General features: G+C 63.9%; 17 protein-coding genes. 16 read left to right on the top strand and 1 reads right to left on the bottom strand.

Annotated elements, in window-relative coordinates:
• Nucleotides 1-30: 30 nt before the first annotated feature.
• The 11 genes from HMPREF0372_RS14140 to HMPREF0372_RS14090 all read left to right on the top strand — a co-directional run bounded on the left by HMPREF0372_RS14140 (nt 31) and on the right by HMPREF0372_RS14090 (nt 10,068).
• Complete coding sequence (locus tag HMPREF0372_RS14140; protein WP_007493839.1) at nt 31-717, top strand: response regulator transcription factor; 687 nt, start codon at nt 31-33, stop codon at nt 715-717.
• Nucleotides 718-772: 55 nt separating this feature from the next.
• Complete coding sequence (locus tag HMPREF0372_RS14135; RefSeq protein ID WP_007493835.1) at nt 773-2,176, top strand: sensor histidine kinase; 1,404 nt, start codon at nt 773-775, stop codon at nt 2,174-2,176.
• Nucleotides 2,177-2,292: 116 nt separating this feature from the next.
• Nucleotides 2,293-3,273, top strand: a complete 981-nt coding sequence (locus HMPREF0372_RS14130) for a DUF1385 domain-containing protein (protein WP_039997650.1) — start codon at nt 2,293-2,295, stop codon at nt 3,271-3,273.
• Between the two features lie 169 nt (nt 3,274-3,442).
• Entirely contained in the window at nt 3,443-4,306 is an 864-nt protein-coding gene (gene prmC / locus HMPREF0372_RS14125; protein ID WP_007493831.1) for a peptide chain release factor N(5)-glutamine methyltransferase, read from the top strand.
• A 43-nt stretch (nt 4,307-4,349) separates the two neighbouring features.
• Nucleotides 4,350-5,462: a recombinase RecA gene (recA, locus tag HMPREF0372_RS14120; RefSeq protein WP_007493829.1), complete on the top strand. Its 1,113-nt coding sequence runs from the start codon at nt 4,350-4,352 to the stop codon at nt 5,460-5,462.
• Nucleotides 5,449-6,096, top strand: a complete 648-nt coding sequence (locus HMPREF0372_RS14115) for a regulatory protein RecX (protein WP_007493827.1) — start codon at nt 5,449-5,451, stop codon at nt 6,094-6,096. Before recA ends, HMPREF0372_RS14115 begins: the two co-directional genes overlap by 14 nt.
• Before the next feature lie 42 nt (nt 6,097-6,138).
• Nucleotides 6,139-6,714, top strand: a complete 576-nt coding sequence (locus tag HMPREF0372_RS14110; RefSeq protein WP_007493825.1) for a nitroreductase family protein — start codon at nt 6,139-6,141, stop codon at nt 6,712-6,714.
• Nucleotides 6,715-6,727: 13 nt separating this feature from the next.
• The gene (gene rimO, locus HMPREF0372_RS14105) at nt 6,728-8,047 is read left to right on the top strand and encodes a 30S ribosomal protein S12 methylthiotransferase RimO (RefSeq protein WP_007493823.1); all 1,320 of its coding nucleotides are present in this window, start codon (nt 6,728-6,730) and stop codon (nt 8,045-8,047) included.
• 4 nt (nt 8,048-8,051) lie between these two features.
• On the top strand, nt 8,052-8,579 hold the full coding sequence (gene pgsA, locus HMPREF0372_RS14100) for a CDP-diacylglycerol--glycerol-3-phosphate 3-phosphatidyltransferase (RefSeq protein ID WP_007493822.1): 528 nt from the start codon (nt 8,052-8,054) through the stop codon (nt 8,577-8,579).
• Complete coding sequence (locus tag HMPREF0372_RS14095; protein ID WP_007493821.1) at nt 8,579-9,208, top strand: DapH/DapD/GlmU-related protein; 630 nt, start codon at nt 8,579-8,581, stop codon at nt 9,206-9,208. The genes pgsA and HMPREF0372_RS14095 overlap by 1 nt, the downstream gene beginning before the upstream one ends.
• A 68-nt stretch (nt 9,209-9,276) precedes the next feature.
• On the top strand, nt 9,277-10,068 hold the full coding sequence (locus HMPREF0372_RS14090) for an alpha/beta fold hydrolase (RefSeq protein WP_007493819.1): 792 nt from the start codon (nt 9,277-9,279) through the stop codon (nt 10,066-10,068).
• On the opposite strand, the gene HMPREF0372_RS14085 is transcribed toward HMPREF0372_RS14090, so the two are convergent.
• A complete protein-coding gene (locus HMPREF0372_RS14085) occupies nt 10,049-10,543 on the bottom strand; it encodes a zinc ribbon domain-containing protein (protein WP_007493817.1) in 495 nt (164 codons plus the stop codon). The two genes, HMPREF0372_RS14090 and HMPREF0372_RS14085, sit on opposite strands and share 20 nt — an antisense overlap.
• Nucleotides 10,544-10,861: 318 nt before the next feature.
• Between HMPREF0372_RS14085 and epsC the strand changes: the two genes are divergently transcribed.
• The 5 genes from epsC to HMPREF0372_RS14060 all read left to right on the top strand — a co-directional run bounded on the left by epsC (nt 10,862) and on the right by HMPREF0372_RS14060 (nt 15,647).
• Nucleotides 10,862-11,560, top strand: a complete 699-nt coding sequence (epsC, locus tag HMPREF0372_RS14080; protein WP_007493815.1) for a serine O-acetyltransferase EpsC — start codon at nt 10,862-10,864, stop codon at nt 11,558-11,560.
• Complete coding sequence (gene cysS / locus HMPREF0372_RS14075) at nt 11,557-12,966, top strand: cysteine--tRNA ligase (RefSeq protein ID WP_007493813.1); 1,410 nt, start codon at nt 11,557-11,559, stop codon at nt 12,964-12,966. Before epsC ends, cysS begins: the two co-directional genes overlap by 4 nt.
• A 192-nt stretch (nt 12,967-13,158) precedes the next feature.
• Nucleotides 13,159-14,466 carry an MATE family efflux transporter gene (locus HMPREF0372_RS14070; protein WP_007493808.1) on the top strand — a complete coding sequence of 436 codons (1,308 nt, stop codon included), beginning with the start codon at nt 13,159-13,161 and terminating at the stop codon, nt 14,464-14,466.
• 130 nt (nt 14,467-14,596) lie between these two features.
• Nucleotides 14,597-15,088: an RNA polymerase sigma factor gene (locus HMPREF0372_RS14065; RefSeq protein WP_007493806.1), complete on the top strand. Its 492-nt coding sequence runs from the start codon at nt 14,597-14,599 to the stop codon at nt 15,086-15,088.
• Between the two features lie 70 nt (nt 15,089-15,158).
• Complete coding sequence (locus HMPREF0372_RS14060; protein ID WP_230979305.1) at nt 15,159-15,647, top strand: hypothetical protein; 489 nt, start codon at nt 15,159-15,161, stop codon at nt 15,645-15,647.
• Nucleotides 15,648-15,686: the final 39 nt, after the last annotated feature.

The following is a 15,686-nucleotide window of genomic DNA, read 5'->3' as shown; positions in this document are numbered from 1 at the left end:
GGACGCCTGTGTGCGAAAGGAGGAAACGGGATGAAAAAGGTACTGGTGCTGGAGGATGAGGCGAACATCCGCAGCTTTGTGGTCATCAACCTTAAGCGGGCCGGCTATGAGGCCATCGAGGCCGAGACCGGGGAGGAGGCGCTGGCCCAGCTCAAGCGCAACCCGGACATCAAGGTGGCGCTGCTGGACATCATGCTGCCCGACATGGACGGATTTGAGGTCTGCCGCCGTATCCGGGCGGGAGACAACAACATCGGCATTATCATGCTCACCGCCCGCACGCAGGAGATGGACAAGGTGACCGGGCTGATGACCGGGGCGGACGACTATGTGACCAAGCCCTTCTCTCCGGCGGAGCTCACCGCCCGCATCGATGCCCTCTACCGCCGTACCGGCGGAGGGGACCCGGTGGATACCGGTGAGATCAGCCAGCCGCCTTTCCTGCTGAACACCCGCAACCGTACCCTGGAGAAAAACGGACAGCGGGTCAAGCTTACACAGGTGGAGTACTCCATCATAAAGCTGTTTATGGACAACCCAGGAAAAGCCCTCTCCCGGGAGGAAATTCTCGACTCGGTGTGGGGACGGGACTACTTCGGCGAGCTGAAGATCGTGGACGTAAACATCCGACGCCTGCGCATTAAAATCGAAGACGACCCCACAAATCCTGCTTATATCACCACCGTGTGGGGCTATGGATATAAGTGGGGCTTTTAATGCCGGCCGGGCGGCCGGGATCTAGAACCAAACCCAGGTGGTGACAACAAGATCCATGAAGAAAATTACAGGTATCCGAAAGCGGTGGATGGTGAACTCCATCAGTGTGGTGCTGTTTATCGTGCTGCTGGCGGTGGAGGCCTTCTCCGCCGCGATGGGGAGCTACTATTATTCCACCCTGAGTGAGTCTCTCAAGCAGAAGGCGGAAAACGCCATCAGCAGCTTTGACTACTACCGCACAGAAGCCGAGTATTACGACAATGCCCGGGCGGTGGTGGCCGGGGAACCCAACAGCGACAAGCTGGAGGTGGAGTATCTGGATGCCGACGGCCAGATTCGCTTTTCCAGCTCCGACCTGACGGCCTTTCGCTCCCCCGGAACGCCGGACATTGCCGAGGCCATCAGCATGAAGCGCACCAAGGTGTGGATCGGCGCCGACCCCAGCACCGGCGAGCACATCATGGCCGCCTCCAGCCCCCTGATGATCGACGGGGAGGTGGTTGGGGTCATGCGGTATGTCACCTCCCTGAATAAGGTGGACAAGCAGATTATCATCATCGTGGCCATCGCCTTGGGCATCGGTCTGGGTATCCTGGGCATGGTGTACTTCTCCAACCTCTACTTCATCCGCTCCATCGTAGACCCGGTGGCGGGCATCACGGAAACCGCCAAGCGCATCGCCGCGGGCTCCTACGGCGTACAGATTGAGAAACGCTATGACGACGAAATCGTCGCCCTCACCGACACCATCAACGACATGTCGCTGAAGATCAACCAGAGCGAAAAGATGAAAAACGAGTTTATATCGTCAGTGTCCCATGAACTGCGTACTCCCCTGACCGCGATCAATGGCTGGGCGGAAACCATCATGAACGGCGAGGTGCGGGACGCGGGAGATGTGAAGAAGGGGATGGGGATCATCGTCTCCGAGGCGCGGCGGCTGACCAACATGGTGGAGGAGCTGCTGGAGTTCTCCCGCATCCAGGACGGACGCTTCACCCTGTCAGTGGAGCCCATGGACATCAAGGCGGAGCTGGAGGATGCGGTCTATACCTACCGGGAGTTCTTCCGGCGGGAGGGCATTGAACTCAACCACTTCGACTGCGACGAGGAGTTTCCGCCCATCGCGGGGGACCCGGAGCGGTTGCGGCAGGTCTTCTGCAACCTGCTGGACAACGCCGCCAAGCACGGCGGCTCAGGCAAGCGCATTGATACCGCCATCGCCCGGGACGAGGACCAGGCGGTCATCACCATCCGGGATTACGGTCCCGGCATCCCGGCCGAGGAGCTGCCCCACGTGAAGTACAAGTTCTATAAGGGGTCCTCCAAGGCGAGGGGTTCCGGCATTGGCCTGGCGGTGTGTGACGAGATCATCACCCGCCACGAGGGTACCCTGGAGATCGGCAACGCCGAGGGGGGCGGGTGTATTGTGACGATCCGCCTGCCGATCCGCACCTAGGCGTCAATCGAACAAAAGTTCTAAACTTCAAACCCGCGCCCCTTGCAATCGGGGCGCGGGTTTGGTACAATAGACGAAACGATTGAATCCAATTAGTTAAGGAGAACAGTGTACGAATGCCAAATGAAACAAAGCAATCCTGCGCCACAGCCTATAAGACCATGATTGGCGGACAGGCTCTCATTGAGGGGATCATGATGCTGGGACCGGAGAAGAAGGCCGTTGTGGTGCGCAAGCCGGACGGCGAGCTGGAGGAACAGGTGGAGGAGCGGGTGCTCATCAAGGACAAGCACCCCGCCCTGGGCCTGCCGCTGCTCCGGGGTGTCTTCAATTTCTGCTCCTCCCTGGCCAACGGCGTCAAGGCGCTGATGTACTCGGCTTCCTTTTTCCCGGAGGACGAGGAGGAGCCGGAGGAGCCCTCCCGGTTCGAGCTCTGGCTGGACAGACACCTGGGCAGCGAGAAGGCCGCCTCCTTTTTTATCACCGTGGCGGTGGTGCTGGGCATCGTTTTCTCCGTGGGGCTGTTCATCCTGCTGCCCACCGCCCTCACCGGACTGGTGGGCCTGGCCCTTCCCCTTCCCATGTGGCTGCGCAACCTGCTGGAGGGCGTGGTGCGTATCGTCATCTTCATGGGCTATCTGATGCTCTGTTCCCATATGAAGGACATCCACCGGGTGTTCCAGTACCACGGCGCGGAGCACAAGACCATCTTCTGCTATGAACACGGCCTGCCCCTGACGGTGGAGAACGTGCGTATTCAGCCACGCCACCACCCCCGCTGCGGAACCAGCTTCCTCTTTGTGGTGATTGTGGTGAGTATCCTGCTGTCCAGCGTGCTGTTCTCCTTTGTGGAGGTGACAAACACGTTTGCGAGGATGGGGCTGCACCTGCTGCTGTTGCCGGTGATTGTCAGCCTGACCTATGAGCTGAACCGTGTGGTGGGGCGCTACGACAACCGGCTCACCCGGCTGGTGTCCGCTCCCGGCATGTGGCTCCAGAACTGGACTACCTTTGAGCCGGACGACTCCATGATCGAGGTGGGCATCCGTGCCTTTACACTGGTGCTGCCGGAGGAGAAGGGGAAGGATCAGTGGTAAAGGGGACCGGCGGGATGAGGCACCAGCAGAAATAAAACCGCTGTGCCGCCCAGACGGCAGAGCCCACGTGAGGCGATGCATGGTTGTCCCATGAAGAAAATGGGCGGATAACCGCCTGGTATTCCCCTGGAGAGAGGAAATTAGAGAGAGACAGAGGAGTGGTTTCTGTATGGCGGCCACGTACAACAACCTCTACCTGGATGCCCGCAAGCGGCTGAGAGAGGCCGGCGTGGAGGGCGCCCAGCTAGAGGCGCGGGAGCTGGTCTGCTGTGCGGCCGGCAAGAGCCGGGAGCAGTTTTACCGGGATATGGCCCTTTATGCCTCCGACCCGGTGGAGGAGAAGCTGGCGGAGCTGCTGGAGCGGCGGCTGGCCGGGGAGCCGGTGGCCTACCTCATCGGGGAGTGGGAGTTCTATGGCCTGGGCCTGGATATCACCCCCGACGTGCTGATCCCCCGGATGGACACCGAGGTGCTGGCCGAGCGGGCCATCCTGCTGGCCCGGGCCGCCGGAGAGGGGGCGAGGGTGCTGGATTTGTGCGCCGGGAGCGGCTGCGTGGGTCTGGCGGTGGCCGCCAACGTGCCAGGCTGCCGGGTGGTGCTGGCCGATGTGAGCGAGGCGGCCCTCCGGCTGTGCAAGCAGAATGTCCGCCGCAACGAGCTCAACGCCCGGGTGACCTGCGTTCAGGCCGACGCCCTGGAGCCGCCCGACGCGGCCCTGTGGGATTTCGACGTGATCGCCTGCAACCCGCCCTATATCCCCACCGGGGATATCGCGGAGCTGGACGTGAGCGTGCGGGACTACGAGCCCCGCTCCGCCCTGGACGGCGGGGCCGACGGACTGGACTTTTACCGGGCCATCGCCGCCCGGTGGGGGGCCGCCCTGCGGCTGAGCGGAGCCCTGCTGTTTGAGGTGGGCATCGGCCAAGCCGGCGACGTGGGGGCCATTCTGGCCCAAAATCAGTTTGAGCAGATTCAGACCTTCCAGGACACCCAGGGCATCGGCCGGGTGGTGGAGGGCGTTTTGAATTCATAAGGGCGGGCAGCGGCCCGCCCGCCGTGAGAGGAGAAGTACACACATGGCAGACAAGAAGAAGGCGGCGGTGGAATCCGCTGCCCCCGCCGCTGATAAGAAGAAGGCCCTGGAGACCGCCATGGCCCAGATCGAGAAGGCCTACGGCAAGGGTTCCATCATGCGCCTGGGCGACAACGCCGACATCGTGGTGGAGGCCATCCCCACCGGCTCCCTGTCCCTGGATCTGGCGCTGGGCATCGGCGGCGTCCCCCGGGGGCGCATCATCGAAATCTACGGCCCCGAGTCCTCCGGTAAGACCACCCTGGCCCTCCACATCGTGGCCGAGGCCCAGAAGCGGGGCGGCGAGGTGGCCTTCATCGACGCCGAGCACGCCCTGGACCCCTATTATGCCCGGGCCCTGGGGGTGGACATTGACTCCATGCTGATCTCCCAGCCCGACACCGGCGAGCAGGGCCTGGAGATCTGCGAGGCCCTGGTGCGCTCCGGCGCCATTGACGTGGTGGTGGTGGACTCCGTGGCTGCCCTCACCCCCCGGGCCGAGATCGAGGGCGACATGGGCGACTCCCACGTGGGCCTGCTGGCCCGCCTCATGAGCCAGGCTCTGCGCAAGCTGGCCGGCTCCATCGCCAAGACCAACTGCGTGGTCATCTTCATCAACCAGCTCCGCGAAAAGGTAGGCGTGATGTACGGCAACCCGGAGGTCACCACCGGCGGCCGGGCGCTGAAGTTCTATGCCTCCGTCCGCATTGACGTGCGGCGCATCGAGTCGCTGAAAAGCGGCTCGGAGATCATTGGCAACCGCACCCGGGCCAAAGTGGTCAAGAACAAGGTCTCTCCTCCCTTCAAGGAGGCGGAGTTCGATATCATGTACGGCGAGGGTATCTCTAAGATCGGCGAGATCCTGGATCTGGGCGCCAAGCTGGATCTGGTGCAGAAATCCGGCTCCTGGTTCGCCATGGGGGAGACCCGCCTGGGCCAGGGCCGTGATGCGGCCAAGCAGTACCTGAAGGACAATCCGGAGGTGTGCGACAAGCTGGAGGCCGACATCCGCCGCAACGCCTACAAGCTCATGAGCAGCCAGGCCCGGGCCGCGGCCAAGGCCGCAGGCCGGGCGGTGGACATCTCCGCCGAGGACTTCGAGGATGCGGATTCGTAAGCTGGCCCCCTCCGGCCGGGTGGAGGGCCGCTGGCTCTGCCACCTGGAGGACGGAACCATCCTCCGATTGGGGGAGAGTGAGGTGGTGGCCTTCGGCCTGGGCACCGGAAAGGAGCTGAGCGGGGCGGAGCTGTCCGCCTTGACCGAGGCCGCCCGCGCCGCCCGGGTGCGGGAGAAGGCGGTGGAGCTGCTGTCCGCCCGCCCCCTCTCCCGGAAGGAGCTGGTGGAAAAGCTCACCGCCCGCCCCCGGAACCGGGAGAAGGAGCCCCTCTGCGGCCGGGAGGCCGCCGAGGCGGCGGCCGACTGGCTGGAGGGGCTGGGCTATCTGGACGACGGGCAGTATGCCCGCGCGGTGGCGGAGCACTGTGCTGCCAAGGGCTACGGTCCCGGCCGCATCCGGGAGGAGCTCTACCGCCGGGGGGTGCCGCGGGACTACTGGGACGGCGCTCTGGAGGGGCTGTCCGGCCCGGAGGAGGCCATCGACGCCTTTTTGCAGAAGAAGCTGCGGGGGGCGGAGCTCTCCGACCCCAAGGTGCGCCGGCGGGCAGCCGACGCTCTGGCCCGCCGGGGCTACCGCTGGGAGGACATCAGTGCCGGCCTGCGCCGCTATGGTGCGGAGCCGGAGGAATGGTAGGAAGAACGCGGCGGACCGCCGCATGTGAGAAAGGAGCAGACCATGGACACGATGGAAGCCCTGCTGACCCGCCGCAGCATCCGGAAGTACAGGCCGGAGCCGGTCTCCATAGAGGATTTGAAGGAGATTTTGGCCGCCGGGGCCACCGCCCCCTCCGCCGTCAATATGCAGCACTGGTATTTTGTGGCCGTACAGGACCCCGCCGCGCTGGAGGAGGTCAAGGCCATCATGGGCGGCGTGGTGGAGAAATTCCAGCCTGTGCTGGAGGAGCGCTTTTCCCGCCACCCGGAGCAGATCGGCATCACCAACCGCTTCCTGTCCACCCTGGGCGGGGCGCCGGTGTGCCTGCTGGTTTTCATGCTCAAGCCGGACTATCCCGATCGGGACGGAGCCATGCAGAGCGTGTCCGCCGCCATCGAGAACGTGCTGCTGGCGGCCTGGGCCAAGGGCATCGGCTCCTGCTGGCTGTCCGCGCCCCAGCGTATGGGCTTCGGCCCTGCGTTCCAGCGCCGCTTCGCCCCCGACAAGGGGGAGTTCGTGGCAGCGGTCACCCTGGGCTACCCCGACCAGCAGCCCAAAATGCCGCCCCGGCGGGACGGCCGCTATCTGATCGTATAAGGAGAAGTTTTCATTGAAGGTTGCATTTGTATCCCTGGGCTGCGCCAAGAATCTGGTGAACACCGAGCAGATGATGGCACTGGTCCGAAGCGCTGGGCATGAGATCACCGCCCAGCCCGAGGGGGCGGACGCGGCGGTGCTCAACACCTGCGGCTTTATCGACTCCGCCAAGAGCGAGGCCATTCAGAATATCCTGGAGCTGGCCGAGCTGAAAAAGGAGGGGAAGCTGGGCAAGCTGCTGGTCACCGGCTGCCTGTCCCAGCGCTACCAGGACGAGCTGATGGAGGAGCTGCCCGAGGTGGACGGCGTCATGGGCACCGGCAGCTACACCGAGATCGTCCCCGCCCTGGAGGAGCTGATGGCCGGGGGCACGCCCCACCGCTTCGGGGATATCGACCACACGGAGGAGGACGGGGCGCGCATCCCCGCCACCCCCTCCTACACCGCCTACCTGAAGATCGCCGAGGGCTGCGACCACCGGTGCGCCTTCTGTATCATTCCCAAGCTGCGGGGCCGCTACCGCAGCCGTACCATGGAGTCCCTGCTGGCGGAGGCCAAGACCCTGGCCGACGCCGGGGTGAAGGAGCTCATCGTCATCGCCCAGGACATCACCCGCTACGGCATCGACCTCTACCACAAGCGGATGCTGGGGGAGCTGCTCACCGAGCTGTGCAAGCTGCCCTTTCACTGGATTCGCCTGCACTACCTGTACCCCGACGATCTGGACGACGCCCTCATCGACGTCATCGCCCGTGAACCTAAGGTGCTCAACTACATCGACATCCCCCTCCAGCACATCAACGACGGCATCCTGAAGCGTATGTGCCGCCGCTCCACCAAGGCGGAGATCCTCGCCCTGCTGGCCAAGCTGCGGGACCGCCTGCCTGGTCTGGTGCTGCGCACCTCTCTTATCTGCGGCCTGCCCGGCGAGGGGAAGGCGGAGTTTGAGGAGCTGTGCGAGTTTCTGCGGGAGGCCCGTATCGAGCGGGCGGGCATCTTCCAGTTCTCACCGGAGGAGGGCACCCCCGCCGCCGAGATGGAGGATCAGGTGGACGCCGCCACCGCCGAGCGCCGGGTGGAGCTGGTGGTGGAGCTTCAGTCCCGGGTGATGGACGCCTTCAACGAGGAGCGCCTGGGCGAGTGCCTGGAGGTGCTGTGCGAGGGCTTTGATGCCGAGATGGGCTGCTATGTGGGCCGCACCTATGCCGACTCCCCCGACGTGGACGGCAAGGTGTACTTCACCGCCGGCGGCCTGGTGCCCGCCGGGGCGTTCGTCTGGGTGCGCATCACCGGCACCAGCGACGGGGATCTCACCGGCGAGATAGAGGAGTGAAGCAATGAATACCGCCAATAAGCTGACCATGCTCCGGGTGGCGCTGATCCCGGTGTTCCTGATTCTGCTCTATCTCCGCTTCCCCTTTCACATGTATTTCGCCCTCACGGTCTTTATTCTGGCCAGCGTAACCGATTTTGTGGACGGCTACATCGCCCGCCACTACAACCAGGTCACCGACTTTGGCAAGTTTATGGACCCTCTGGCCGACAAGGTGCTGGTCATGGCCGCCCTGCTCTGGTTCGTAGAGGCGGGCCGCTTGCCCGCCTGGGTGCTGCTGGTGGTCATCGTGCGGGAGTTCGCCGTCACTGCCCTGCGGCTCATCGCCGTGGAGCGGGGGCGGGTAATCGCCGCCGCCTGGTCGGGCAAGGTCAAGACGGCCTCCACCATGGTGTGCATCTGCCTGATGCTGCTCATTGCCCGGCCTGCGCTGGATCTGGTGTGCGCGGCGGTGATCCTGGTCACCACTGTCTACTCGGGCGCGGAGTATTTTGTGAAGAACAAAGATGTGGTGGACTGGAGTAACCTGTAATGCTGGATTTTACGAAAGAGCTTTGCCCCGACCGGCCGCTGATCCACCCAACCTCCCAGACGAAAAACTGCCGGTTCGGCCGCTATGTGGAGATCGGCGACCACTGTGTGCTGGAGGAGACCGAGGTGGGGGACTACACCTACTGCTTCGGCTCCAACGACATCATCTATACCGCCCTGGGCAAGTTCAACTCCATTGCCACCGGCGTGCGCATCAACCCGGTGCAGCACCCGGCCAAGCTCCGGGCGGCGGCCCACCACTTTACCTACCGCTGCTCCCACTACGGGCTGGGGCCGGATGACGCGGCTTTGATCGACTGGCGGAGGCAGAACCACCGGGTGGTCACCGGAAACGACGTGTGGCTGGGCCACAACGCGGTGCTCATGGGCGGCGTCACCCTGGGCGACGGCGCGGTGGTGGGCGCGGGGGCCGTGGTGACCCATGACGTGGCGCCCTACGAGATCGTGGGCGGAGTACCCGCCCGGCACATCGGCTGGCGCTACCCGCCCGAGCTGATTGCCGCCATGGAGCGCATCCGCTGGTGGGACTGGAGCCACGACATGCTGAGGGAGCGCCTGCGGGACTTTGACGACGCGGCGGCCTTCTGCCGGAAATACGACCCCCAATAGCGCAGAAATGACAGATCCGGCTGTTTGCATAAAACAGCCGGACCTGTTCTGAAAAGAGGGAACAACCGATGAACTTTCACACCTTCGGCGCGGAGGGCCGTCCCAGCATCCTGCTCATCCACGGCGGCGGAAACGCCTGGTGGAACTACCTGCGGCAGGCCCGCCGGCTGGCGGAGGACTACCATGTGATCCTGCCCACCCTGGACGGACATGGGGAGGAGTACGCCCGGCCTTATGTCTCCACCGAGGCCAGCGCGGAGGAAATTCTCCGCTATGTGGACGCCCGCTGTGACGGCCGGCTGTTTTTCCTGGGCGGGGTCTCCCTGGGCGGGCAGATCGTGATGGAGTTGCTGGCCCGGCGGCCCGATTTGACGGAAAAGGCCCTCATCGACGGGAGCCTCTGTATTCCTCAGCCCCGCATGGCGGCATTCTGTATTGCCTCCCTCCGGCTGGGGTGGGGACTGCTGTTCGGCCGGGGGGCGTGTCGGATGCAGATGGCCCTGCTGCGGCGGATGCCTCGGCTGCGCTTTCCGGCGGAGCTGGAGGCGCTGTACCTCCGGGATATGCCCCGCCTGCGGCGGGAGACGCTGGAGACCATGTACCGCACCTATATGGGGGCCTACCGTCTCAAGGACGCCGTGGCGGACACTGCCGCCCAGGTGGAGTACTGGTACGGCGAGCGGGAGATGGCCTGCGTCAAGGCGTCGGCTCGGCTGTTTCAGTCCAGGGTGCCGTCCTGCCGCGTCCGCGCGATTCCGGGGGCCGACCACGGCACTCTGGCGGTCTACCGCCCGGAGGAGTGGCTGGAGCGGGTGCGGCCCTTTTTGGAGGAACCCCCGGTCAGCCGAACAGAATGGTGAACAGCAGAGTCAGCAGAGACCAGATGACCAGGGCGGTGAGTGTGGCGAATACGATGGAAGTGAAGGTCAGGGCATCGCCCGGCACTGGAGAGGGGCGCTGGGGCAGTTCCGGCACCGCCCCATCCACCAACTGGACGGGAGCGCCCGCCCGACGGAAGACCTCCAGCAGTGCAAGGGCCTCCTCTTCGGTGAGGCCCTCCCGCAGGGGAACCGGCTCCCGGCGCACTTGCTCCAGCAGATACCTGCCCTGCTCCCTGGAGAGGCCCAGCTCCTTCATGAGGGCGCGGAGCGTTCTGCTGCGGGCATCCGGATAGGCGGGGCGGGCGGTGAGGCGGACGGTAAAGCGGTTGGGCCCTGTGATGGGGCGGAAGTCCGCATACGGTGCGGCGGAGGAGAGGGGATAGCCGCAGTGAATGCAGGCCGGAGCCCGGTCGGATACCTCTTTTCCGCACTCGGGACAGGAAATCAGGGCCATAAGATGCCTCCTTTTGCGTGAAAGCGTGTGGTTTCAGCCCCATACTAACAGAAATCCCCCTGAATTGCAACCGCAAAGCGCCTTGACACATTTCCCGGAACGTGGTAGTATACTAGAACAGTTGAATCGCGTGAGGAACGGAAATAGTACCCAGCGAGTACCCGCCAGAGAGGGAGCGTCACCGGCTGAGAGCGCGCCCAGGGGGTAACTGGGGAATGTGCGTCCGGGAGCGCGGGGGATATGGATGCCCCCCGGCTGGCCCCGTTACCGGCCTTTGAGTGAGAAATGAGAGTGGAACCGCGATTTGTATCGCCTCTTATGCCGTCCGGCATGAGAGGCGTTTCTGTTTTTCAGGAGGTGTTTGGACTGACGCGGCTAGGCGAGACCCTGCGGGCCTATCAGGCCCGCGATCCGGCGGCCCGGAGCCGGCTGGAGATTTTTCTGCTCTACCCGGGCGTGCACGCGCTCATCTACCACCGGCTTGCCCACTTTCTCTACCGGCACCGGCTCTTCTTCCTGGCCCGGCTGGTGAGCCAGTGGAGCCGCTGCTGGACGGGAATTGAGATCCACCCCGGCGCGCAGATCGGCCGGCGGCTGGTCATCGACCACGGCATGGGCATCGTCATCGGCGAGACGGCCGAGATCGGCGACGACTGCCTGCTCTACCACGGGGTCACCCTGGGGGGCACCGGCAAGGACCACGGCAAGCGCCACCCCACCCTGGGGAACAATGTGATGGTGTCCGCCGGAGCCAAAGTGCTGGGCCCCTTCAAAGTAGGGGACAATTCCCGCATCGCGGCCAACGCGGTGGTGCTCAGCGAAATACCGCCGGAGGCCACCGCCGTGGGCGTCCCCGCCCGGGTGGTACGCATCGCCGGGGAGAAGGTGGACTTCGCCGGGCAGGTGGACCAGATCCACGTGACCGACCCGGTGCAGAAGGAGCTTCAGGCGTTGAATTCCCGGCTGGAATGGCTGGAACAACTGATGGATGAACAGGCAAGGAGTAAGAATCTATGAAAATCTACAATTCCGCAACCCACACCAAGGAGGAGTTTGTCCCCCACGAGCCGGGCAAGGTGTCCATGTACACCTGCGGCCCCACAGTGTACCATTTTGCTCACATCGGCAATCTGCGCAGCTATATCATGGAGGACGTGCTGGAGAAGCTGCTCCGCTATGCGGGCTATGATGTCACCCGCGTCATGAACATCACCGACGTGGGACACCTGGCCTCCGACGCCGACACCGGCGAGGACAAGATGCTCAAGGGGGCCCAGCGGGAGCACAAGACCGTGATGGAGATCGCCCAATTTTATACCGATGCCTTCTTTGCCGACTGCAAGAAGCTGAACATCAAGTACCCCGACGTGGTGCAGCCCGCTACCGGCATGATCGGTGACTATATCAAGGTCATCTCCTCCCTCATTGACAGGGGCTACGCCTACTTCGCCGGCGGCAACGTCTACTTCGACACCTCCAAGCTGGAGAAGTATTATGTGTTCAACGACCACGACGAGGAGGATCTGGCCGTGGGCGTCCGTGAGGGCGTGGAGGAGGACGCCAACAAGCGCAACAAGAACGACTTTGTGCTGTGGTTCACCAAGTCCAAGTTCGAGGATCAGGCCCTCAAGTGGGACTCCCCCTGGGGCGTGGGCTACCCCGGCTGGCACATCGAGTGCTCCTGTATCTCCATGAAGTATCTGGGGGAGCACCTGGACATCCACTGCGGCGGCATCGACAACGCTTTTCCCCACCATACCAACGAGATCGCCCAGTCGGAGGCGTACCTGGGCCACCCCTGGTGCAAATACTGGGTGCATATCCACCACCTGAATACCAACTCTGGCAAGATGAGCAAGTCCAAGGGGGAGTTCCTCACCGTCTCCCTGCTGGAGGAGAAGGGGTATGATCCGCTGGTGTACCGCTTCTTCTGCCTCCAGTCCCACTACCGCAAGGGGCTGGTGTTCTCCTGGGAGAACCTGGACAACGCCAAGGCCGCCTATGACAAGCTGGTGGCCCGTGTAGCCGCCCTGAGCGGTGAGGGAACTGTGGACGAGGGGGCCGTGGAGCGGTTCAAGAACGACTTCCTTGAGGCGGTGGGCAACGATCTCAACACCTCTCTGGGGGTCACCGCCCTGTACGACGTGCTCAAGGCCGGCGTGAACGACGCCACCAAGCGGGCGGCGCTGGACAGCTTCGACCAGGTCCTGGGCCTGGAGCTGCTGGCCCACGCCGACGCCCTCAAGGCCCAGCAGGCCGCCCCCGTGGAGGGCGCGGAGGAGATCGAGGCCCTGATCGCCAAGCGCCTGGAGGCCAAGCGCGCCAAGAACTGGGCCGAGGCCGACGCCATCCGCGACCAGCTCCGCGCCATGGGTGTGGAGATCAAGGACGGCAAGGACGGCACCACCTGGACGCGGATCTAAGCCATCAAAGGGAGGAGACCGGAAAACGGTCTCCTCTTTGCTTCGCTTCGTGTTTACACATGCGCAGAAGGGACTTCCCTTGCCAAACAGGCGGGATATTGATAAAATAGAACCATTATAGCGGATTCAAGCGCGGGAAAAGGGGGGAGAAGGACGGAGAGGCAGACACAGAACGACTTTTCCAGGGGGAGCATGGCGCGGAACATCCTTCAGATGGCGCTCCCCATGACGGTGGCGCAGCTCATCAACATCCTTTATAATATTGTAGACCGCATGTACCTGGGCCGGTTGCCGGGGCACCTGTCCCTGACCGGGCTGGGGCTGTGCCTGCCCATCATTTCCATCCTCATGGGCTTTGCCAACCTGTGCGGCATGGGGGGCGCGCCCCTGTGCTCCATTCACCGGGGCAAGGGGGAGAACGAGGAGGCCGAGCGCATCTTGGGCAACTCCTTTGCGCTGCTCCTCCTCTTCGGCGCGGGGCTGACGGCCCTGGGGCTGGCCTTCCGGCGGCCCATCCTCTATCTCTTTGGGGCCAGCGATCTGACCTTCCCCTACGCCAACGACTACCTGACCATCTATCTGCTGGGCACCCTCTTTGTGATGATCGGACTGGGTATGAACCCCTTCATCAACGCCCAGGGCTTCAGCCGCATGGGGATGATGACGGTGGCCCTGGGCGCGGCGGTGAACATCGTGCTGGATCCCATCTTCATCTTTGCCCTGGATATGGGGGTGCGGGGGGCGGCCCTGGCCACCGTGCTCGCCCAGGGCTGTTCTGCCCTGTGGGTGCTGAAGTTCCTCACCGGACGGCGGGTGCTCCTCCGGCTGCGGTGGAACACCCTGCGGCTCCAGGCCGCCCGGGTGCGCCGCATCCTGGCCCTGGGCGCCTCCGGCTTTGCCATGTCCATGACCAACAGCCTGGTTCAGGTGCTGTGCAACGCCTCCCTTCAGCACTACGGCGGCGACCTCTATGTGGGCGTGATGACCGTCATCAACTCCATCCGGGAGGTGGTGTCCATGCCGGTGCAGGGTATCACCAACGGCTGTCAGCCGGTGCTGGGCTACAACTACGGCGCGGGGGAGTACGAGCGGGTGCGCCGGGGGATCCGGTTCACCACGGTGCTTACCGTGGGCTACTCCGTGGCGGCGTGGGCGCTGGTTATGGCCGTGCCCGAGCTGCTCATCCGCATCTTCAACGACGAGCCGGAGCTGATCGCCGCGGGGATTCCGGCCTTCCGGCTCTATTTCGCCGCCTTCTTCTGCATGTCCTTCCAGTTCATCGGGCAGTCGGTGTTCGTGGGCCTGGGGCGCTCCAAGAGCGCGGTGTTCTTCTCCCTGCTGCGCAAAGCCTTCATCGTGGCCCCGCTGACGCTCCTGCTGCCGGGGCTGGGCATGGGGGTGGACGGGGTTTTCGCGGCGGAGCCGGTCTCCAACGTGCTCGGCGGGCTGGCCTGCCTGCTCACCATGTATATCACGGTCTACCGGCGTCTGGGCCGGTAAGACCGGGGGCGGATTTCCGAAAAGGGAAATTCCGCCCTCTTTTTTTGCCCGGCCTGAGATATTTCCCGCCCCTGGCGGGTATTCTCAGTGAAAGGCCTTTCAAACGACGACCGCAAGGAAGGGAGTACCCATGACAGACGAGACATTCGAGCGGGTGGCCCGCACCTACGGGGACATGCTCTACCGGGTTGCCTACCACGCCCTGAAGAACCGGGCGGACGCGGAGGACGTGACCCAGACCGTCCTGCTCAAGCTCTACCAGCAGGGCGACCGCTTTGAGAGCGAGGAGCACCGGAAGCACTGGCTGCTGCGGGTGGCGGTGAACGAGAGCCGTCGCCTTCTGCGCTCCTTCTGGCGGAGCCGCGCCGTGCCGCTGGATGAGCAGTGGGACGCGCCGGTGTCCGACGACCCCGCCAAACGCGAGCTGTTCCAGGCCGTCATGGGCCTGGAGACCAAGTACCGCCTGACCATCTATCTGTATTACTACGAGGGCTGCTCCGTCAAGGAGGTCGCCGCGGCCCTTCATGCCAATCCGTCCACGGTGCAGACCTGGCTCCAGCGGGCCAGGGAGCGGCTGCGGAGGGAGCTGTCCGAAGAAGAGGAGGGAAAGGGCTATGTTTGAACCCAATCAATACCGTGAACTCTGCTCGGAGCTGCATGTATCCGAGGAAAAATTAGAGGAGGTTATCCAAATGACTGAGCAGGAAAAGAAGCGCAAGTTCCACCGTCCCATGCGTCTGGGCTTGGTGGCCGCCGCCGTGGCCGCCATGCTGGTGGTAACGGTGAGCGCCGCCAATTCCGAGGCGATTATGACCTATCTCACAAGTCTCCGCGACGCTGCGGTCGCCGGGGAGGCCTGGGCGGATTCCCCGGTGAATACGGAGGAGGGGACGGGAGGACTGTGCCTCCCGGAGGCGTCCCTGGAGGAGCGGGATGACCGCACCATTCTGATTGTGGACGGAGTGGAGACCGACATCACCGATTCCCTGACCCAGGATGGGCGCTATGTCTGGGAAGACAACGACAACGGGACCCAGGCCCAGGTGGTGGTTACCCTGGACGAGGACGGCAAACCAGTGTGGGTGGCCAATGTGGCCGGAGCCGGAGAGGAAATCACAGATGCGGCAGTGTCGGTGGTGTCTGAGCCGGCCGATGCCCAAACACATTCTTCTGCGGAGTAGGAACGACAAAAGGCGTGTGCCCGATTCCATCGGGCACAC

This window comes from Flavonifractor plautii ATCC 29863 (assembly GCF_000239295.1).
In the GTDB taxonomy this organism is placed as follows: domain Bacteria; phylum Bacillota; class Clostridia; order Oscillospirales; family Oscillospiraceae; genus Flavonifractor; species Flavonifractor plautii.
Note: the sequence above shows the minus strand (reverse complement) of the source record. Positions and strands in the feature narration are given on the sequence as shown.